This window comes from Streptomyces sp. NPDC091272 (assembly GCF_044757485.1).
Lineage (GTDB): Bacteria > Actinomycetota > Actinomycetes > Streptomycetales > Streptomycetaceae > Streptomyces.
Genome location: NZ_JBIVVC010000004.1, coordinates 30561 through 49053, shown reverse-complemented (window position 1 = coordinate 49053; position 18493 = coordinate 30561). Strand labels below are relative to the sequence as shown.

Sequence of the window (18493 nt, the reverse complement as noted above, 5' to 3'; positions counted from 1 at the left end):
CTCCGGTCACCCTCCTGCGAACGGCGGGAGGACCTCGACCGTGCCGCCGTCGGCCAGCCGTACCGTCCCGTGGTCACGTGTCCCGACGGGGTCGCCGTCGATCAGGAACGAGCACCGCTGGAGCACCCGCACCAGCTCTCCCGGGTGCTGTGCGCGCACCGCGTCCAGTGCCTCGGCGAGTGTTTCGGCCGCGTACGGCTCCTCGCCGGTTCCTGCGGCGGCCTTGGCCGCCGCCCAATAGCGGATGGTTCCCGCTGCCACAGCGGCACTCCTCTCGCGCAACTCCCACAGCCCTCGGGCCCGTCAGCTGTCCATGATGGGCCATCCGGGCCCGCCCTCCCGCGATCGCGCCCCTCCCCGCACCGCAATGCGCCCGAGCGGTGGCCCGCCCGCCGCGTCCTGCGCGTACCCGGCTGCCCGCTCGATTCCCGTCCTCCGCGCCCGCGTGCGCTTCTGTGCGCCCCCGCTGCACCACTTCGCACGAAGATCCGAACAGTGCCCCGTGCCGCGGCGCCACGGAACCGCCCGGCCGGTGGCCGGACCGCTCCGACAGCCCTCGTGGTGGGTACGCAGCGTGCCGCGCCGGACCGTCGGAGTGATCAAGCGAACAGGGAGGGCGGGCGCCAGTTGGGCTATTCTGCTCGGCAGAGGACTCGGGCATCGTTGCCCCCGGGTCCTTTTGTGCTTTCCGGGCGACCTAAAAAGCTCGGAAAGAACAGGGCAAGAGAGCAGGAAAAGGGCACGTCGGACCCCTGGGCGCGGGGGCGGACCGCCTAGAACCGCAGAAACAACCGTATACACGCAGCAGTGCCGTAAACGTCCTCGCAGGGACCGAGGAGGAACCGACGTTATGGGCGAGCGAACCGTGCACGAACCGGAAATGAAATCGTGGGCAGGTGGGGCGCGATGAGCTCTCTGCTGCTCCTCACCAATGCACTCCAGCCGTCGACGGAGGTGCTCCCCGCGCTCGGCCTGCTGCTGCACAGCGTGCGGGTGGCCCCCGCCGAAGGCCCCGCACTCGTCGACACCCCGGGTGCCGACACCATCCTGATCGACGGCAGGCGCGACCTTCCGCAGGTGCGGTCGCTGTGCCAGTTGCTGCGCTCCACCGGGCCCGGCTGTCCGCTGATACTCGTGGTGACCGAGGGCGGCCTGGCCGCCGTGACCGCGGACTGGGGCATCGACGACGTGCTCCTGGACACCGCGGGGCCCGCCGAGGTCGAGGCGCGGCTGCGGCTCGCGACGGGCCGCCAGCACCTGGCCGTCGACGACATCCCCAGCGAGATCCGCAACGGCGACCTCGTCGTCGACGAGGCGACCTACAGCGCGAAGCTCAAGGGCCGGGTGCTTGACCTGACCTTCAAGGAGTTCGAGCTGCTCAAGTACCTGGCGCAGCACCCCGGCCGGGTCTTCACCCGGGCGCAGCTCCTCCAGGAGGTCTGGGGCTACGACTACTTCGGCGGTACGCGGACGGTGGACGTGCACGTCAGGCGGCTGCGCGCCAAGCTCGGCGTGGAGAACGAGTCGCTGATCGGGACCGTCCGCAACGTCGGCTACCGCTTCGTCGTACCGGAGAAGCCCGAGAAGGCGGAGCCGAAGCCGGGGCAGGAGAAGGTCGCCGGGCGGGATGCGGAGAAGGCGCGGGCGCGGGCGTCCGCCTCCGTGGCCCGGTCGGCGGAGTCACCCGTACCGGAGTGATCCGCACGGGGCATGGGACGACCGGCCTGTCACCGACTCCATCCGCGTAGACTGCCGCGCGTGGCCAAGGTGACGCGGGACGATGTGGCACGACTGGCGGGGACTTCGACCGCGGTCGTCAGTTACGTCATCAACAACGGACCCCGGCCGGTCGCCCCGGCCACGCGCGAGCGTGTCCTCGCCGCGATCAAGGAGCTGGGCTACCGGCCCGACCGGGTCGCGCAGGCGATGGCGTCCCGGCGCACCGACCTCATAGGCATGATCGTGCCGGACGCCAGGCAGCCGTTCTTCGCGGAGATGACGCACGCGGTCGAACAGGCCGCCGCCGAGCGCGGAAAGATGGTGCTGGTCGGCAACTCCGACTACCGCAACGAACGCGAGATCCACTACCTGCGTGCCTTCCTCGGCATGCGGGTCTCCGGTCTCATCCTGGTCAGCCAGGGCATGAGCGAGAGCGCCGCCGCGGAGATCGACGCGTGGGACGCGCGGGTGGTGCTGCTGCACGAGCGGCCCGAGGCGATCGACGACGTCGCGGTCGTCACGGACGACGTGGGCGGCGCCCAGCTCGCCACCCGGCACCTCCTCGAACACGGCCACGAGTACGTGGTGTGCTTCGGCGGCATGGAGTCCACCCCTTCGGTCGGCGACCCGGTGGCGGACCACATCGAGGGCTGGCGGCGCGCGATGCGGGAGTCGGGGCGGTCGACCGAGGGCCGGCTCGTCCAGGCGCCCTACGACAGGTACGCGGCGTACGAGGTGGCCCTGGAGCTCCTGGCGGGCCCGAACCGCCCGCCGGCCGTCTTCTGCTCGACGGACGACCAGGCGATCGGGGTGCTGCGGGCGGCGCGTGAGTTGCGTATCGACGTACCCGGCGAGCTGGCGGTCGCCGGCTTCGACGACGTCAAGGAGGCGGCCCTGACGGACCCGCCACTGACCACCGTCTCCTCCGACCGGCCCGCGATGGCACGCGCGGCCGTCGACCTGGTCCTGGACGACGGCCTGCGCGTGGTGGGCTCCCGCCGCGAACGCGTCAAGCAGTTCCCGTCAGCGCTGATCGTGCGCAGGTCGTGCGGCTGCGGGTAGCGCCTCAGCCCGTCGCAGCCCGGCCGCCCGCTACCCGTGCAGCCTGCGCAGCGCCCGGAACGCCAGCCACACCGCCCCGGCCACCAGCGCCAGCACGATCCCCGTCTCCACCAGCTGGAGCGGCCAGAAGTGCGACCGCGTGTGCACGTCCGAGAAGTGCGACACCGCGCCCCGGGCCGTCATGCACGCCTGGGAGTCCGGGTACGCCCCCTCCCGCACCCCCGCCCAGCAGCTCTCCCAGCTCAGCCGCTGCCCCGAGCCGGTGAGCATCCCGAAGTCGACGTCCCACCGGGAGCCGTCGGTCTCCACCACCGAGCCCGGCTCTCCCTGACGCGTCACCGTCGTCGTCGGCCACAGGTGGGCCCGCAGCGACCCCATGGCCATCATCAGCGCGCCGGTCACCGCCCCGGCCACCACCATCGCGAGCACGGTGCGCCGCACCAGCAACGCGGTGAGCGCGCCGAAGGCCACCCCGAGGAGCGCGTACGCGACACCGGTGACGCCGAGCGCCGCGTAGGCGTGCGCCTGGTGCCAGTGCAGGAAGGCGCCGGGGGGACCGAACGCGCCCTGCCCCAGCCGGAACGCCCCCATCAGCACGGCAGCCACCGCGGCCGAACCCACCGCCGCCACCGCGAGCTTCGAGGCCAGCCAGCGGGTCGGCGACATGCCCTGCGTCCAGGCCAGCCGGTACGTTCCCGACTCCAGCTCCCGGGCCAGCATCGGCCCCGCCACGAAGGCACCGATCAGGACCGGCAGCAGCAGCGCGGCGTACGCGACGTCCTCGTTGAGCGCCCGCAGGGTCCCCCGCACCGGCGAGTACGGGTCCGAACCCGCCACCCCGCGCAGCACTGCCGTCCCCACGACGGCCGACACGACCAGGCCTCCTGCCGCCCACCCGGCCCACCGGCTCTGCCGCAGCACCAGCCGGTCGGGCCCCGGCAACCGCAGCACACTCGTCGATCCACTCATGAGCCAACCCCCTGGGGCACGCGACGAAGAAGCAGGAAGGCGACGCCGGCGGCGACCGCGGCACCCGCCAGCAGGAACAAGGTGCGGTAGAGCTGGTCGTGCCACGTGCTGCTCGGCCACACGCCGCCGCCCAGCAGCGCGCACACCGCGACCACGAGCGTGAGCCCCATCGCCGGGACCGCCCGCCGCACCAGCAGTCCGGCGAGCGCTCCCGAGGCGACGGTGAACAGGGCGTGGGCGAGCGACGACACGGCGACGACCGGCTCATCGGCCCCCGCCCCCGCCACCCGTACCCGCCACAGCAGCACGGACAGCGGAACCAGCAGGGCGAGCAGCACCCCTGCGGCCACAGCGGTCTTCGCGAGCAGCCAGCGGGCCGGGGTCACCGACTGCGTCCAGGCCGTCTTGTACGTGCCCGAGGCCAGCTCGTCGGCGACCATCGGGCCGGCCACCAGCGCCCCGCCGAGCAGCGGCAGCGCCAGACGCACCGCCTCGGCGAAGGCGAAGCCCCACCCCCGGTCGGCCCGGCCGGGCGCCGACCACAGCAGCGACCCGGCCGCCGAAGCCGCCGCGACGCCCACCAGGACCAGTGCGGTCCGCAGCGCGGCCCGGTGCTGGTGCAGCACGTGCCGGTACGGGACGAGTCGGTGCGGTGCGCCCTGTTCGACGGTGGGCCGCGCCGGCGCTCCGGCCGCCGTTCTCACGCCGTGCCGCCCGCGTGCCGCCTGCCGAGCACCCGGTAGGCCACCGCGACCGCGAGGACCGCGAGGGCCAGCAGGATGCCGGTCTCGACGAGCTGCGTCGGCCAGAAGTGGGACGGCGGGTGGACGTCCACGAAGTACGTCACGCCGCCCTTGGCCGCCATGCACTGCTCGAACGTCATGCCGACGCCCTCGGGGCCCCAGCAGGTGTCGCTGAGGACGCGGGTGCCGTCCGCGGTGAGCATCCCCTCCGCGAAGTTCCACATGCCGACGGTGTTCGCCGACTCGATCGGCGCCTTGCCCACGAGGGTCCGCACCGGCCACAGCAGCTCCCGCAGCCCGAGCACGAAGGACGACTGGACCACGATGACCACCAGCCCCGTCACCACCATCGCCGGTACGGTCCTGCGCACCAGCAGTCCCACGAGCGTGCCGACGCCGATGCCCAGGGCGCACTGTGCGACGGCGACCGGGCCGAGCATCTCGTACGCGCTGTCGTGCCAGCTGAAGATCATGGCGCCGCGCTCCAGGCTGTTCCTGGCCGTACGGAACGCCAGCACCAGGACGGTCGAGCCGCTCAGCGCCACCGCCGCCACGAGGCTCAGCCTGGCGGTCAGCCAGCGGGCCGGGGAGAAGGACTGGGTCCACAGCCAGGTGTACGTTCCGCTCTCCAGCTCGCGGGCCACCAGCGGGCCCGCGACGAACGCGCCCACCAGGGCGGGCAGCAGCGCCAGCGGGGTGATGGCGCTGTTCAGCAGGACGGAGATGCCGGAGTCTGCGCCCTGCGCGAGGGAGCCCTCCGGGTCGGTGCCCAGTGCGACCAGCAGGCCGGTCACCAGCAGTGCGGACACCAGCACCACCAGCGCGAACGCCCTCGCGGTGGTGCGGTGCTGACGGGCGGCGACCCAGTGCGGGCCGCGCAGCGGGGGCAGGACGGCCAGGGCGCTCATGCGGCGGCTCCCGTGGTGGTGCGGACGGGCGTGAGGGTGCGCGGCTCGGCGCTCGGGGTGAGCAGCGAGGGGGCGTCGGGTGAGCGCATATGGGCCAGCAGCAGCTCCTCAAGCGTCGGCTCGTCGACCTCCCAGGCACCTCCGACCGGGCCGTCCCGCCTCACCAACGCGGTCATCTGACGTCCGGTCACCCGCGACTCGATCACGGTCGTACCGGCGTCGATCTCGGCGACCGGGCCCGACAGCAGCGCGTGCGCGGACAGCAACTCGTCCGTCTCACCGCCGAGCCGCACCCGGCCGTTCTCCATCAGCAGCAAGTAGTCGCAGGCGCCTTCGAGTTCGGCCAGGATGTGGGACGAGATGACCACGGTGGTGCCGCTCTCGCCGGCCTCGGCGAGGAGGTTGCCCATCAGCTGGTGGCGGGCGAGCGGGTCCAGGTCGGCCATCGGCTCGTCGAGGAGCAGCAGGTCGGGCTGCTTGCCGAGGCAGAGGGCGAGGGCGACGCGGGTGCGCTGGCCGCCGGAGAGCGCGCGGACCTTGGTGGTGAGGTCGAGGTTCCCCTCCCCCACGATCCGGGCCGCGCGCCCGGCGTCCCAGCGTCCCGGGTTCAGCTCGTGCCCCATGCGCAGGGTCTCGCCGATGGTGAACTGCGGGTACAGCGGCTTCTCCTGGGCGAGGAAGGCGATGTGCTCCCGGGCGTCACCCGGCGCCTTCCCCATCACCTTGACCTCGCCCTCACTCGGCCTGACCAGCCCGGCGAGCTGCCCCAACAGCGTCGACTTACCGGCCCCGTTGGGCCCGACGAGCGCGCAGATCCGCCCCTGCGGAACCCGGAACGAGCAGTCCCGCACCGCCGCTTTCCCCAGCCGGCCGTACTTCTTGCCCAGGCCGACGGCCTCGATCGCGGCAGTGGTCATGCCTGCTCCCCTTCGCTTGCGTTGCGGTGCTGCTCGTTCTCGCCCGCGGTGCGGTAGATGTCGTCCAGTACGGAGGTGATGAGCGCGGTGGCGTCCTCCCGGTCCATCCCGGAGGCGCGGGCGCGCTTGCCCCACTCCCGCAGTTCGTCGCGCAGTGGTGAGTCGGCGGGCTGCGCGGCCCCCAAGGTCCGGGTCACGAAGGTCCCCATCCCCCGCCTGCCCTCCACCAGGCCCTCCCGCTCCAGCTCCCGGTACGCCTTGAGGACGGTGTTCGGGTTGATCGCGGTGGCCTCCACCACCGCACGGGCGGTGGGCAGTTGATCCCCCGGGCGCAGCAGTCCGAGCCTCAGCGCGTGCTTGGTCTGCTGCACGATCTGGAGGTAGGTGGAGACGCCACTGCGCCGGTCGATGCGGTACTCGACCATCACACCAGCCCCCTTTCACTAATCAAGTAGTGAAAGGGTGATCCAGAAAAGGGCCGGTGTCAACCACACCGGCCCTGTCCCCGGAGACTGCGAGGGAGGCTTACGACTCGGTTCGGTACATCAGGTCCGTTTCGTACGTCGTGAAGCCGAGCCGCTCGTAGACGGTCACGGCGGCGATGTTGTCCGCGTCGACGTACAGCGAGGCGGTGGGCAGCCCCTCGGCGGCGAGGTGACGCAGGCCGGTCGCGGTGAGCGCCTTGCCGAGGCCGCCGCCCTGGGCGCCGGGCGCGATCCCGACGACGTACACCTCACCGAGCTGCTCGGCGCGGTGCACCTTGGTCCAGTGGAAGCCCACCAGCTCGCCCCCGTCCTCCCGCTCCGCGAGGAAGAACCCCTTCGGGTCGAACCAGTCCTCCGCCATCCGGTCGTCCAGGTCCCGCTGGGTCATGGACCCCTGCTCGGGGTGGTGCGCGAAGGCGGCGGCGTTCACGGCCAGCCACGCTGCGTCGTCCTGCCCGGGTACGAAGGTCCGCACCCTGACGCCCGCCGGGTAGGCCGGCTCCGGAATGTCCAGCGGGCTCAACGGCCGTCGCAGCTGCCGCAGTTCGCGGAACATCGTCATCCCCAGCACCTGCGCGAGGTGGCGCGCCGCCGGCTTCCCGCCGTGCGCCCAGACCCGCAGCCGCCGCCCGGACTCCTTCAGCAGCGCCTCCCCGAGCGCCCGCCCGTGCCCCTTGCCGCGCTGCTCGGGATCGACGACCAGCTCTGCGGCGGGCGCCTCGACGGGATCGCCACCTTCGAGCTGCGCGTACCCGAGGAGGGCGCCCGTATCGGGGTCACTCAGCAGGAGGTGCCGCACACCCTCCCGCCTGCCACCCCGCAGCTGGAGCCGCCCCTGCTCGGAGACGGCCTGCACGCCGTCGGACGCGGCGGCGTCGGAGAGGAGGGCGAGGACGTTCGCGGCCTGGTCCTCGGTGAGGACGTCAAGGGCGTCGAGCCGACGGCCGGGAGTGGGGAGGGATGCGTCGCTGGTCATGGGGTCGAGGGTACGGGGAGGGGGGTGGGTGACGGGGGCGGAGCAATTGCGCAACGAGCTGTCGCGCAATTGGGCAACAGCTTGCTGGCCAATTGCGCGGTGGACCGCCGTCCCGGTCCCTACTCCTGGGTAATCTCGCGCGAGCCGCGGTGAAGGACCTCGTTGGCGACCCGGGACAGCTCCTCGGGGCTGGGCATCACCCGCTGCACCTCCGCCGGAAGAGCGGCGTAGGTACTGACGGCCAGCGGCTGGTTCTGAAGTGGAAGCCCGAACTCGACGACGGTGTCGTCCTTGCTCTCGGCGATGAGGATGCCGAGAGTCGGACCGTCGACCTCCGGGTCCCGCACGAACTTGTCCACAGCGGCGGTGTAGAAGCTGAGCTGCCCCAGATGCGCCGGCTGAGCCTTGGTCGTCTTCAGCTCGACGACCACGAAGCAGTGCAGCTTGAAGTGGTAGAAGAGCAGGTCGACCCTGAAGTCGGACTGGCCGACGCGCAAGGGGTACTGGCGGCCGACGAAGGCGAACCCGCAGCCGAGTTCGGTGAGGAACCGGGTCATCCGATCTTCGAGAGCGTCCTCCAGCTCCCGCTCACTGGGCGTGCCCGCCAGCTGGGTGAACTCGAAGCGGTACGGGTCCTTGAGGATCTGCTTCGTGGCTTCGGAGTCGAGCGGGATGGTGGCATCGAAGTTGTGGGCCGCTGCTCCGTGGGCCTGGTGGAGGCCACTGCGGATGTGGGTGGTGAGCTGGTCGCGGGACCAGCCGTTGCGGACTGCGTGTGCGGCGTAGAAGTCCAGCTCAGCGCGGGTCTTGCATTTGTCCAGGAGCACTTGGATGTGCCCCCAGGGCAATTGGCCAGCAACCTGCTGGCCAATCTGTTCGGGCAGCGTTCGAGCGAACTGCTGCATGTACTTGAGGTTGGTCCGACTGAACCCCCGCTGCCCCGGAAACTCCGTCCGCAGCTCAGTCGCGATCCGGTCGATGACCTTCGTCCCCCACCGCTCCTCCCCCTGCTTGGCCAGGATCGTCCGGCCGATCTCCCAGTACATCCGGATCATCTCGGTGTTCACCTTGAGCTGCGCCCGTACGTGCGCGCCCCGCACGATCGACTTCAGATCGTCGACCATCTCGTAGAAGTCCGGCGGCAGACCCGAAGCCTGGGCGGGCACGGCAACAACAGCGGTCTCAGCCGCGATCTTCTCGTTCACGCGCCCAGAGTTGCTTCCCGCATATGCCCCCGGCGTGGAAACTGAGCACCGTCAGCCGAACGGGTGACCCACGCGCCCACCCTGACGTACCGCCAACGGAAATCACCTCGTAACCCGTCACCCCCTGTTGCGCTACGCGCGTTGACTTTAGGCTGCCGAACGCAGCCTCACCCTCACGCTGAACTCACAAGGGGACAGATGTCAGCGAACCCTCGTCCGAACCGCGGCGCCCGGCGGTTCCTCGTCGCCGCAGCAGGTCTCACCACCGTCGGCGCGCTCGTCGCCGCGATGCCCGCCGCGGCGAACGGCCACGGCGGCAACGGTCACGGCGGCCACGGCCACCCGAAGCCCCCGGCCCGCACCGTCGACGTGCAGCTCCTCTCCATAAACGACCTGCACGGCAACCTGGAGCCCCCGGCCGGTTCCGCGGGCAACGTCAACGAGACACAGCCCGACGGCACGGTCAAGGCGATCCCGGCCGGTGGCGTCGAGTACCTCGCGACGAGCCTGCGCGAGGCCCGCAAGGGCAACAAGTACTCCGTGACCGCCGCCGCGGGCGACATGATCGGCGCGTCCCCGATGGTCTCCGGGCTGTTCCACGACGAGCCCACCGTCGAGGCGCTGAACAAGATGAAGCTCGACGTGACCTCCGTCGGCAACCACGAGTTCGACGAGGGCTCGGCGGAACTCCTGCGCATCCAGAACGGCGGCTGTCACCCCACCGAGGGCTGTTACGAGAAGGACAGCAAGGGCAAGCCCAAGAAGTTCAAGGGCGCCGACTTCCCCTACCTGGCGGCCAACGTCACCAAGGAGAAGACCGGGAAGCCGCTGCTCAAGCCGTACACCGTCTGGAAGAAGGACGGCGTCAAGATCGGCTTCATCGGCGTCACCCTGGAGAACACCCCGGGCATCGTCACCGCGGCCGGCGTCAAGGGCCTGAAGTTCCACGACGAGATCGAGACCGTCAACAAGTACGCGAAGGAACTCGACCGGCAGGGCGTGAAGTCCATCGTCGCGCTCATCCACGAGGGCGGCATGCCCGCCTCCTCCTCGTACAACTACAACTGCGACAGCCCCGGCGCGGGCGACGGCATCTCGGGCCCGATCACCGACATCGCCAAGGGCATCAGCCCCAAGGTCGACGCGCTGGTCACCGGCCACACCCACCAGGCGTACGTCTGCACCATCCCGGACCCGTCGGGCAACCCCCGCCTGGTCACCTCGGCGTCCTCCTTCGGCAAGGCGTACACGGACACCACGCTCACCTACGACCGCCGCACCAAGGACATCGTCCGTACGACGGCCAGCTCGGCGAAGTCGAAGAACTACGTCGTGTCGCGCGAGCAGCCCAAGGCAGCCGACATGACGTCGCTGATCAGCCGCTGGAACACCCTCGCGGCGCCGATCGCCAACAAGCCGCAGGGCTACATCACCGCCGACATCAACGGCCGCGGCTCCACGGCGTACGAGAAGCCGCTCGGCAATCTGATCGCCGACGCCCAGCTGACCGGCCTGGCTACCGCCGACAAGGGCGGCGCCCAGCTCGCCCTGATGAACCCCGGCGGCATCCGCTCCGACCTGGTCTACAAAGCCTCCGGCGCCGAGGGCGACGGCGTCGTCACCTACGGCGAGGCCTTCACCGTCCAGCCCTTCACCAACCTGATGAACGTCGTCGACCTGACCGGCGCCGACCTCATTGCCGCCCTGAAGCAGCAGGTCAGCGGGGGCAACGAGGCCTCCCCGAAGATCCTCCAGATCTCCAAGGGGCTCACCTACACGCTCGACCTGACCAAGAAGGGCGCGGACCGCGTGGACGCGGCCTCGGTCAAGCTGAACGGTGTCGCGATCGACCCGGCGAAGACCTACCGCGTCGCGATGAACGAGTTCCTGGCAGGCGGCGGCGACAACTTCCCAGCCCTCGCCCTCGGCAAGAACAAGCTCAACGCGGCCTCCGACCTGGACGTCTTCAACGCCTACCTGGCCGCGAACTCCAGCGCCGACAAGCCGATCGCCCCGCCGGCGACGGACCGGATCACCGTCGTGCAGTAGCCCTTCGGGCTGATACGTGAAGGGGCGGCACCCGGGGTCTCCCGGGTGTCGCCCCTCTCCTCTCCCCTGCTCAGCCGCTCAGCGCACCCAGTTCTTCAGCGGCTCCGTGTCCAGGGAGAACCCCACGGGTTCGGGCAGTTCGACCGTCTTGCCGAAGGGACGTCGGAGGAGGGATGCGTAGGTGTTGCTGTCAGGGTCAGGCTCGCTGTAGACCAGTGTCTCGCAGGCGTCCCGGTCGATGAGGAGATACACCGGGATGCCGGTCTGGGCGTACGCGCGAGGCTTTTCCCGTCGATCGCGCGTATCGGTGTCGGTGTCGGTGTCGTACGAGGTGACTTCAACGACCATCAGCACCTGGTCGGGGTGGGCCCACTCGCCCTGGCCGGCGAAGGCGCCGTCCGCGGCCAGGGTTCCGTCCGGTTTCGCGTTGCCCTTGCGGTAGGTCTCGATCTTCAGACCGCGCTCGGGGTAGAGCCACAGGTCCGGACGGTGCTGCATGCAGCGTTTCGTCAGCCACCGGACAATCTCGTCGTGATCGCCGTCGGGCACTGCCTTGACCACCACTTTGCCGTGGATGAACTCCATTTGGACGCCTTCGCGCTCGGCGGCAGCGGCGATGCGTTCGAACTCCTCGGACAACATCTGCGGACGATCTTCCGTGGCCGACACCCCACACCTCCTCGACGTCGCCAAGTCTAGGCCGGTGTGTCCCGGGCCTCGGGGATCTACCCGTGACGCAGCCGCGACATCTTCGGGCCAGCTCCAGTCGCTCGCCCCGCCGTCAGCGCACCGGATCACGGCGTCCAGTGGGCGGCAGCCGCTCGGCAGTGGGGGCGGCAACCTTCGGGTGGCGCCGCCCCTTCTTCGCCGCCCCTTCTTCGCTGCGCCCTCGCCGCACGGAGGGCGTGTGCGCAGGTCACCCGCCCCGGGGTAGTTCGTCCAGGTCGAGGGTGAAGGTGCGTCCGTCGGCCAGCTCCACCGGGAGCTTGCCGGTGCCGTACTTGTGCGTGTGGGCCGCGATGTAGCCGTCTCCCGTCGGTTGGGTGTGGATGACGACCTCCTGGGCGTACGGGTCCACGACCAGGTAGATCGGGATGCCGTAGCGGCCGTACTTTGCGGTGCAGTCGTCGTAGTCCTTGCGGGCGGAGGAAACCGACACCACCTCGGCGACGAGGAGCACGTCCTCGTAGCTGTAGCGCTTGCCCTGCTTCTGCGCGTCCTGGCGCATGACCGCAAGGTCAGGAGCGCTGTTCTCGTCGGCCGGAAAATCCAGGTAGACGTCGGAGATGACCTTCGCATGACGGCCGAGAGCGAGGGAGTCGATCTGCAGCGACCTGATGGTGCTGGAGTGCTCTTCGCTCTGCGGTGTCATGATCACCTTCCCGTCGGCACCGAAGAAGACCACATGCCCTTCGGGGAACTCGGTGGACATCACCGCGTCGGCACTCATCGACGCCTCCTTCCGTTGCCACCAGGGTATGACGCCCGCGTCGGAGAGGTGGCCGTTACCGGTCGCCCACTTCTAGGTGTCGCGCCTACCTCTCCAGCTCCAGTCGCTCGCTGCCTGCGAACCGCTCCCGAAGCCGCCGGTCGTGGGTGGCGATGACGAGGGTGCCGGGGTAGGTGGCGAGCGCCGCCTCCAACTCCTCCACGAGGGAGGGGGAGAGGTGGTTCGTCGGCTCGTCGAGCAGCAGCAGGTCGAGCGGCCCGGCGGCGAGCAGGGCCCCGAGCTCCAGCTTGCGGCGCTGTCCCGTCGAGAGCGAGGCGACCGGCACGGACAGCTCGGCCACCCGGAACAGGCCGTGTCCTAGGAGGAGTTGGGCCCTGTCCTCCCCGCACGCGTCGCGCACGCTCCGGGTGTCCAGGGTGGCCGCATACGGGGTGTTCTGGCGCAGGAAGCCGACCCGGGGCGGCCGTACGACGGTCCCGCAGTCGGGCACGAGGGAGCCTGCCAGCACCTCCAGGAGGGTCGACTTGCCTGCGCCGTTCGGCCCGGTGACGAGCAGCCGGGCGCCGGGCGGGACCGACAGCGACTCGACGTCGAGGCGCCCCTCGACGCGCACGTCGGCCAACATGACGTCCTGCTGCGGCAGTTCACCGTCCACCCACCCGGTGAACCGGAGTGGCTCCGGTGGCGGCGGTACAGGATTCTCGGTCAGTCTCTGCAACCGCTCGCGCGCGTTCCTGATCCGGCCCATCGCCCCGTGCGTCCGCGACCTGGCCCGGAACGCGCCCGCGCCGCTGAAACCGCGCGGGCCCTTGCGAGGGATGGCGGCGAGGGCTCCGCTGCCGCTCTCCGCGAGGGTGGTCTGGCGGTCGATCTCCGCACGCCACTCCTCGTACGCCTGCGCCCAGCGGGCCCGAGCCGCGGCCTTGGCGGTGAGGAAGCCGGCGTATCCGTTGCCGTACCGGCGCACCGTGCGCAGCTCGCCGTCCACCTCAAGGACGGTGGAGGTCACCCGCTCCAAGAACGCGCGGTCGTGCGTGACGGCGACGACCGTGCCGCGGTGCTTGCGCAGCCGGTCCTCCAGCCAGTCGATCGCCGCGTCGTCGAGGTCGTTCGTCGGCTCGTCGAGGAGCAGCAGCTCGGGGGCGGAGGCGAGGGTGGCCGCGAGGGCGAGCCGGGAGCGCTGGCCGCCGGACAGGGTGCCGAGCGGGCGGGCCCTGTCCAGGGTCTCGCGCTCACCGAGGTGGTGCAGCGCGGTGTCGACGAGCCGGTCGGCCTCGTACCCGCCGCGTGCCTCGAACTCTGCGAGCAGCGCCGCGTACACCTCCATGTCGTCGGTGGCGCGAAGGGCCGCTTCCAGCTCCCGTACGTCCCGCAGCGCGAGGTCGACCGCGTCGCCGACGAGGGCGGTACCGGGCAGGTCCAGGGTCTGCGCGAGATACCCGATGCCACCGGGGGCGGTCACGGTGAGGGTTCCGTTGTCCGGCAGCTCGACGCCCGCGAGGAGCCGGAGCAGGGTCGACTTCCCGGCTCCGTTGTCGCCCACGACACCGACCTTCTCGCCGGGGCGGACGGTGAACGACACCCGGTCGAGGACGGTGCGGTCGCCGTAGCGCTTCGAGACTTCGGCGAGGGCGAGCTGGGAGGAGGAAGGGGAGGTGGAGGCGCGGGCGTCGGCGGTCGGGGTCACTCGTGGGAACAAGTGGGACCTTTCGTCGGGAGCGGGGGATACTTCACTCACGCGAGACGTATCGTCTCGTTGAAAGAACGTATCGCCCCCCGCTCCCTTCCACAAGACGTTTTGTCTCGTTGGGCGGCTCACCCGGTCCTGGCCGGGCACCGTCCGCGGCGCGGCGCCGTCACTTACGCTGACGGCAGTCGTACGACCCGCGTCCGCATCTGGAACTGACCGGGGGAACTGTGGCCGCCGAACTCCCCGAGTGGATGATCCCGCCCAGACCCAGCGACTGGGAGGCGGACGACCTCGACCACATGCCCCAGGCGCCACGGCACACCGAACTCGTCGACGGAGCCCTGATCTTCCGGAGGTCCCCCCAACGGTCCTGGCACTCCCGCCTCGTGGAGAACATGACCTTCGCTCTCCGGCACGCCGCCCCGGCCAGCTTCGAGGCGGAACGGGAAATGACCGTCCGGCTCGACAACAAGAGCCGCCCCGAGCCGGACATCCTGCTCACCACGGCCTCGTACGATCCTCAGCGCACCTGGTACGCGCCGGGTGACGTCGCTCTGGTCGTCGAGGTGGTTTCCGAGGAATCGGCTGACCGCGACCGCTCCCTGAAGCCCTTCAAGTACGCACAGTCCGGGATTCGCCACTTCTGGCGCATCGAGGACGAGGCAGGCGCCCCTACTGTCCACACCTACGAGCTCGACGCGATGACGAAGCTGTACGTACTTACCGGCATCCACCGCGAGCGGCTGAGGACGTCGGTGCCGTTTCCACTGGACATCGATCTCGACAGCCTTGTGCCCTGACAGCCGTCGGAAGCGCGGTTCACGGCTGACGCAGGTAGCGGGGAAACTTCGCGGTGTCGATCGCCCACGGGCCTACCGGTACGACGTCTCCGAACTTGTAGTGGCGCCGGGCGTCCGCGTATCGGGGCTCTCCGCCAGCCGCGTCGGGGCCCGAGTGCACGGTGACGGTGCCGTTCCGTGGGTCGACGATCACGTACTCGGGAACGCCCATGCGCGGGTAGTCGCGCAGCTTGCTGACGTAGTCGTTGCCGGGGTTGGACGGAGACACCACTTCGACGACGGCCAGGACGTCCGGGGCGAAGGAAGCGAACTCTTCCGTCCTGCGTTCGTACGTCTCGGCCGCCATGATGACAAGGTCGGACGTGCGGCACAGACCGATCGCGGGATGGTGGACGCGAGCTCCTGAGAGGGTGACCGCCGCCTCATCCTGGTTCTCGATCTGGCGACCAAGAACGCTTACTACGCGCGCGTGCGCGCTGGTGCGGGACGTCAGTTGGACGGTGATCTCCTGGCCGCCGACTTCTGCCCACACAGGAATGCCGCGCCGGTCCGCCTCGCTCTCGAACGCTTCGGCGAGGTCGCAGAGCTGGCGGTACGAGACCGTTGACGTCGGCCCGTGCGGCTCGGGCGGCTGTGCGCTCAAGGGGCTCCTTGGGCCCTTCCGGTGCGCCGGAGGTCACCTGACCAGGGTGAGGAACGAGTTCCAGGCGTGGTCGGCGACCGTGAGGACGGGACTGGCGTCGGCGAGCTTCGTGTCGCGGACGTGGGTGAGGCCGGGGGTGTTGTCGGCGATCTCGACGCAGTCGTGGTCGCCGCCGCCGCTGTACGAGGACTTGTGCCAGTTCAGGGTCTCGTTGATCAAGAGAATCTCCTTAGTGCCTCGTGAATGGACGCCGTGGACGCCTCGGCCGTCAACGCATCGGCAGCGAGCCGATCATAGACCTTTTGAAATCGCGTGATGCGGGCCGTTTCCTCGCTGTAGTGACCGGTACTGAAGCCCTCTGTATAGGCACCGCGAAGCCCTCCGGGCAGCGTGAGGATCGTTGTGTGGCCCAGGATGTGCCCGGCGCGGTACGGGAGGACGCGCAGAGTGATGTTGGCTGTTTCCTGCGCATCGAGGAGCCGCTTCAGCTGCGGCTCAGTAGCCCCGTACAGGACTGGTTCAGCCAGCACAACGGACATCCAGGGCGGATCTTCCCGTTGCCAAATGGCTTGCCATGCCATGCGCTGCTCGATGAACGACTCGATCCTCCGGGGATCGCCAGCCTGACCGGACAGCAGTAACTCACGTGCGTAATCCGGAGTTTGGAGGAGGCCAGGGACGACTCGGTCGCAGACGTGCAGCAGTTCTGCCTGTGCCTGCCTGCGCAGAAAGGGCTTGGCGTAGTCCTTAACGGTGGCCTGCTCCAGAATCCTGACCAGGTCTACCAGCTGATCGGATCGCAACCCCAGCACCGATTCGAGCTTCCTGGCCAGCCCTGTGTCCGGCGGCGCGTCCCCCGTCTCCACCTCCGAGATCCGGGACTGACTCACGAACACCCGCTTCGCGAGGAACGTCTGCGACCAGTCCTCGCCCGGAACCTTGGCCCGCATCCGAGCCAGCCGCGCCTCCTGCACCGCGTTGCCGATGTACTGCTCGATGTTCTCGCTGGGGTCTGGCTCTCGCGCCGTTGGCATATGTCGAGTACCTCGATCGCGCTCCGGTAGCAAACTCCTACCGATCGTAACCGTGAGTGGTCAACCTGGAAGGAGAACAACGGAGTTCGACAGGAAGAAGCCCCCCATGCACCCCACGGACAGACCACACCCCGCGCACCGGCGTGACGCCGGCCAGGAGCGGCAGAACGAGGTGGCGACCGTCGCGTTCAACGAGCTCTTTGCCGCCACCGTGAAGGCCGGCACCACCCTCCCGTACCTGAGCCTGTGTCTCGACGAGCCCGGGGTTCCGCTCGACCTCGGCCGGCTGAGCGCCGCGGACTGCCTGAACCTGGCAAGGCGGCTCAACTTCCTGCTGGCTCTTGAGACCGAGATCCAGAAGTCACCGAGCGTGCTCCTGCGACATTGGCGGGAGGCGAAGGGGAGTTGAGTGCCGAGGACGGGGGTTCGGCGGTGCTGTGCCCCGCGTGCAAGAAGATCGTCCTGTGGATGGACAGTACGAGCCGCTGCCCGGCCTGCCGCACTCCGCTGCCGGTGCTCTACCCGCTCCCGCAACCCACACGCGACCAGCCATTTCGCGCTTGAGATTCGGGACGCGAGAAGCGAGACGTATTTACTCGGAAGAGGCCGGTGGGGACTTACCCACCCACCCGCCCCTCGCACGCACGCAGCCACGCACACGCGTGCACGACGCATCAACTCCCGCGCCCAGCAGGCAGGGTGACGTTTTGTGATCAGGTGGCGGCGGCGCGTGCGGAGCGTGTACGGTCCGTCACAACAGGACGGCCCCTGTGGGTGTTTGGCGCACCGCACAAGGGCCTGACCACCGTCGATCGTAAGGCGATCAGCAATGGCTGTTCAGCAGCTTAGTCGTGCCCCGCACGCGCCCGCACACCCCATGGCCAATCCCGGCTTCGGAAAGCGCGAGGCACCCGACCAACAGCCCCGCTGCCATGGCGATTTCGCACACCTGCCCAAGCGTGAAGCGGCAATCGCCCAGTACATCGACCGGCTGCCCGAGGGCGCGGACATCAGCATCAAGACCCTCGCCAGGGAGATGGCCGACTACGGCCAGTGCGCCCTCGGCACCGCGCTCAACCACCTCACCGCCGCCGGGCACCTGCGCCGCCGCCGCACCGGGCTGATGGACGACCTGGGCAACGTCCGGCACGTCACCGAGTCCTACTTCAGCCGCACGCCGCGGCCCGCCGCCTGGTGGCACGACGTCTTCACCGACACCGTGCCCTCCTCCGGGTACGACTCGGCGCACGCCGACCAAGCCCCGGCCGGCGGCCATGAGCTGCGCGGATACCGCGCGCTCGCCCGCCTCGGGCGACGGGAACCACAGCTCGCGCTGTCGGAGAGCGAGTGCGACGCCCTCGCGGAGACGGCGGGCGAGTGGTTCCGGCGCGGGGCGAGCGAGACCCAATTGACGTACGCACTCACCCTGTTGCTCCCCGGCCGCATCACGCACCCCTTCGGCTTCGTACAGTCGCGGCTGCTGTCCAAGCTGCCGCCGGACCTCCCCCCGGCCCCTCCGGGGGTAGCGATGACGGAGTGCGTCGGCTGCGGGGCGGCCGGGCGGCCCGAGGAACTGCCCGGCGGACTGTGCCGGCCGTGCCGGAGCACGGAGCCGGTGCGGTGCAAGGGTGACCGGGGCGGCTGCGGGCGCCCCGGCTGCACGGACCCGGCGTGCGGACCCTCGCCGAAGGCAGTACGCGGGAAGGCGGCACGCATCCGCAGGGAAATGCGGATCCGCCGGGAGCGGGACGGCGGCGGCCCCGCTCCGGCGCGACGGTCGCGCAGGGGCCGCGGGGGCGGCGGGGGCCGCGGAGGCCGCAGGAGCAGATAGCGCGCCCGCACG

At 70.1% G+C, this 18493-nt stretch carries 20 protein-coding genes; 6 read left to right on the top strand and 14 right to left on the bottom strand.

Features of this window, described 5'->3' with window-relative positions; genetic code table 11:
- Nucleotides 1–6: 6 nt before the first annotated feature.
- Entirely contained in the window at nt 7–261 is a 255-nt protein-coding gene (locus ACIQM4_RS13275; RefSeq protein ID WP_401590302.1) for a MoaD/ThiS family protein, read from the bottom strand.
- 645 nt (nt 262–906) lie between these two features.
- Between ACIQM4_RS13275 and ACIQM4_RS13270 the strand changes: the two genes are divergently transcribed.
- Together ACIQM4_RS13270 and ACIQM4_RS13265 are read left to right on the top strand one after the other, a co-directional pair.
- Nucleotides 907–1698, top strand: a complete 792-nt coding sequence (locus ACIQM4_RS13270; protein WP_401590300.1) for a winged-helix domain-containing protein — start codon at nt 907–909, stop codon at nt 1696–1698.
- Nucleotides 1699–1758: 60 nt separating this feature from the next.
- Nucleotides 1759–2781, top strand: coding sequence for a LacI family DNA-binding transcriptional regulator (locus tag ACIQM4_RS13265; protein ID WP_401590297.1), 1023 nt, complete (start codon nt 1759–1761; stop codon nt 2779–2781).
- A gap of 30 nt (nt 2782–2811) precedes the next feature.
- Here the strand turns inward: ACIQM4_RS13265 and ACIQM4_RS13260 are convergent, their stop codons facing one another.
- From ACIQM4_RS13260 to ACIQM4_RS13230, 7 genes are all read right to left on the bottom strand, one after another.
- Complete coding sequence (locus tag ACIQM4_RS13260; protein WP_401590294.1) at nt 2812–3750, bottom strand: ABC transporter permease; 939 nt, start codon at nt 3748–3750, stop codon at nt 2812–2814.
- Complete coding sequence (locus ACIQM4_RS13255) at nt 3747–4454, bottom strand: hypothetical protein (RefSeq protein ID WP_401590291.1); 708 nt, start codon at nt 4452–4454, stop codon at nt 3747–3749. The genes ACIQM4_RS13260 and ACIQM4_RS13255 overlap by 4 nt, the downstream gene beginning before the upstream one ends.
- Nucleotides 4451–5401, bottom strand: a complete 951-nt coding sequence (locus tag ACIQM4_RS13250) for an ABC transporter permease (RefSeq protein WP_401590288.1) — start codon at nt 5399–5401, stop codon at nt 4451–4453. The genes ACIQM4_RS13255 and ACIQM4_RS13250 overlap by 4 nt, the downstream gene beginning before the upstream one ends.
- Nucleotides 5398–6318 (bottom strand): ABC transporter ATP-binding protein, encoded by a 921-nt coding sequence (locus tag ACIQM4_RS13245; RefSeq protein ID WP_401590285.1) that lies wholly within the window; start codon nt 6316–6318, stop codon nt 5398–5400. Before ACIQM4_RS13245 ends, ACIQM4_RS13250 begins: the two co-directional genes overlap by 4 nt.
- Nucleotides 6315–6743 (bottom strand): GntR family transcriptional regulator, encoded by a 429-nt coding sequence (locus tag ACIQM4_RS13240; protein ID WP_401591386.1) that lies wholly within the window; start codon nt 6741–6743, stop codon nt 6315–6317. Before ACIQM4_RS13240 ends, ACIQM4_RS13245 begins: the two co-directional genes overlap by 4 nt.
- A 100-nt stretch (nt 6744–6843) precedes the next feature.
- Nucleotides 6844–7779, bottom strand: a complete 936-nt coding sequence (gene mshD / locus ACIQM4_RS13235; protein ID WP_401590282.1) for a mycothiol synthase — start codon at nt 7777–7779, stop codon at nt 6844–6846.
- A gap of 119 nt (nt 7780–7898) precedes the next feature.
- Nucleotides 7899–8984, bottom strand: a complete 1086-nt coding sequence (locus tag ACIQM4_RS13230; protein WP_401590280.1) for a YhcG family protein — start codon at nt 8982–8984, stop codon at nt 7899–7901.
- A 198-nt stretch (nt 8985–9182) separates the two neighbouring features.
- Between ACIQM4_RS13230 and ACIQM4_RS13225 the strand changes: the two genes are divergently transcribed.
- Nucleotides 9183–11033, top strand: a complete 1851-nt coding sequence (locus tag ACIQM4_RS13225; RefSeq protein WP_401590277.1) for a bifunctional metallophosphatase/5'-nucleotidase — start codon at nt 9183–9185, stop codon at nt 11031–11033.
- Nucleotides 11034–11111: 78 nt separating this feature from the next.
- On the opposite strand, the gene ACIQM4_RS13220 is transcribed toward ACIQM4_RS13225, so the two are convergent.
- From ACIQM4_RS13220 to abc-f, 3 genes are all read right to left on the bottom strand, one after another.
- Nucleotides 11112–11675: a Uma2 family endonuclease gene (locus tag ACIQM4_RS13220; protein WP_401590274.1), complete on the bottom strand. Its 564-nt coding sequence runs from the start codon at nt 11673–11675 to the stop codon at nt 11112–11114.
- 274 nt (nt 11676–11949) lie between these two features.
- Nucleotides 11950–12483 (bottom strand): Uma2 family endonuclease, encoded by a 534-nt coding sequence (locus ACIQM4_RS13215; RefSeq protein ID WP_401590272.1) that lies wholly within the window; start codon nt 12481–12483, stop codon nt 11950–11952.
- Nucleotides 12484–12568: 85 nt separating this feature from the next.
- A complete protein-coding gene (gene abc-f, locus ACIQM4_RS13210; protein ID WP_401590269.1) occupies nt 12569–14170 on the bottom strand; it encodes a ribosomal protection-like ABC-F family protein in 1602 nt (533 codons plus the stop codon).
- A 254-nt stretch (nt 14171–14424) separates the two neighbouring features.
- Between abc-f and ACIQM4_RS13205 the strand changes: the two genes are divergently transcribed.
- Nucleotides 14425–14973 (top strand): Uma2 family endonuclease, encoded by a 549-nt coding sequence (locus ACIQM4_RS13205; RefSeq protein ID WP_401591384.1) that lies wholly within the window; start codon nt 14425–14427, stop codon nt 14971–14973.
- Nucleotides 14974–14992: 19 nt separating this feature from the next.
- Here the strand turns inward: ACIQM4_RS13205 and ACIQM4_RS13200 are convergent, their stop codons facing one another.
- From ACIQM4_RS13200 to ACIQM4_RS13190, 3 genes are read right to left on the bottom strand one after another with little or no spacing between them, the layout of a single operon-like run.
- Nucleotides 14993–15616 (bottom strand): Uma2 family endonuclease, encoded by a 624-nt coding sequence (locus ACIQM4_RS13200; protein ID WP_401590266.1) that lies wholly within the window; start codon nt 15614–15616, stop codon nt 14993–14995.
- Between the two features lie 33 nt (nt 15617–15649).
- Nucleotides 15650–15835, bottom strand: a complete 186-nt coding sequence (locus ACIQM4_RS13195) for a DUF397 domain-containing protein (protein ID WP_401590264.1) — start codon at nt 15833–15835, stop codon at nt 15650–15652.
- Nucleotides 15832–16650, bottom strand: a complete 819-nt coding sequence (locus ACIQM4_RS13190; protein ID WP_401590262.1) for a Scr1 family TA system antitoxin-like transcriptional regulator — start codon at nt 16648–16650, stop codon at nt 15832–15834. Before ACIQM4_RS13190 ends, ACIQM4_RS13195 begins: the two co-directional genes overlap by 4 nt.
- Nucleotides 16651–16756: 106 nt before the next feature.
- Here ACIQM4_RS13190 and ACIQM4_RS13185 point away from each other — a divergent pair, with 106 nt between their 5' ends.
- Nucleotides 16757–17059: a hypothetical protein gene (locus ACIQM4_RS13185; protein WP_401590259.1), complete on the top strand. Its 303-nt coding sequence runs from the start codon at nt 16757–16759 to the stop codon at nt 17057–17059.
- Nucleotides 17060–17479: 420 nt separating this feature from the next.
- Nucleotides 17480–18481 carry a hypothetical protein gene (locus ACIQM4_RS13180; protein WP_401590256.1) on the top strand — a complete coding sequence of 334 codons (1002 nt, stop codon included), beginning with the start codon at nt 17480–17482 and terminating at the stop codon, nt 18479–18481.
- Nucleotides 18482–18493 lie beyond the last annotated feature (12 nt).

What these genes read in the sequence shown, in the direction of transcription:
- ACIQM4_RS13220 (WP_401590274.1), bottom strand. Translation starts at nt 11,675, where the DNA reads ATGTTGTCCGAGGAGTTCGAACGCATCGCCGCTGCCGCCGAGCGCGAA.
- ACIQM4_RS13270 (WP_401590300.1), top strand. Translation starts at nt 907, where the DNA reads ATGAGCTCTCTGCTGCTCCTCACCAATGCACTCCAGCCGTCGACGGAG.
- ACIQM4_RS13225 (WP_401590277.1), top strand. Translation starts at nt 9,183, where the DNA reads ATGTCAGCGAACCCTCGTCCGAACCGCGGCGCCCGGCGGTTCCTCGTC.
- ACIQM4_RS13205 (WP_401591384.1), top strand. Translation starts at nt 14,425, where the DNA reads ATGATCCCGCCCAGACCCAGCGACTGGGAGGCGGACGACCTCGACCAC.
- ACIQM4_RS13240 (WP_401591386.1), bottom strand. Translation starts at nt 6,743, where the DNA reads ATGGTCGAGTACCGCATCGACCGGCGCAGTGGCGTCTCCACCTACCTC.
- ACIQM4_RS13190 (WP_401590262.1), bottom strand. Translation starts at nt 16,650, where the DNA reads ATGCCAACGGCGCGAGAGCCAGACCCCAGCGAGAACATCGAGCAGTAC.
- mshD (WP_401590282.1), bottom strand. Translation starts at nt 7,779, where the DNA reads ATGACCAGCGACGCATCCCTCCCCACTCCCGGCCGTCGGCTCGACGCC.
- ACIQM4_RS13215 (WP_401590272.1), bottom strand. Translation starts at nt 12,483, where the DNA reads ATGAGTGCCGACGCGGTGATGTCCACCGAGTTCCCCGAAGGGCATGTG.
- ACIQM4_RS13250 (WP_401590288.1), bottom strand. Translation starts at nt 5,401, where the DNA reads ATGAGCGCCCTGGCCGTCCTGCCCCCGCTGCGCGGCCCGCACTGGGTC.
- ACIQM4_RS13245 (WP_401590285.1), bottom strand. Translation starts at nt 6,318, where the DNA reads ATGACCACTGCCGCGATCGAGGCCGTCGGCCTGGGCAAGAAGTACGGC.
- ACIQM4_RS13180 (WP_401590256.1), top strand. Translation starts at nt 17,480, where the DNA reads ATGGCTGTTCAGCAGCTTAGTCGTGCCCCGCACGCGCCCGCACACCCC.
- ACIQM4_RS13260 (WP_401590294.1), bottom strand. Translation starts at nt 3,750, where the DNA reads ATGAGTGGATCGACGAGTGTGCTGCGGTTGCCGGGGCCCGACCGGCTG.
- ACIQM4_RS13185 (WP_401590259.1), top strand. Translation starts at nt 16,757, where the DNA reads ATGCACCCCACGGACAGACCACACCCCGCGCACCGGCGTGACGCCGGC.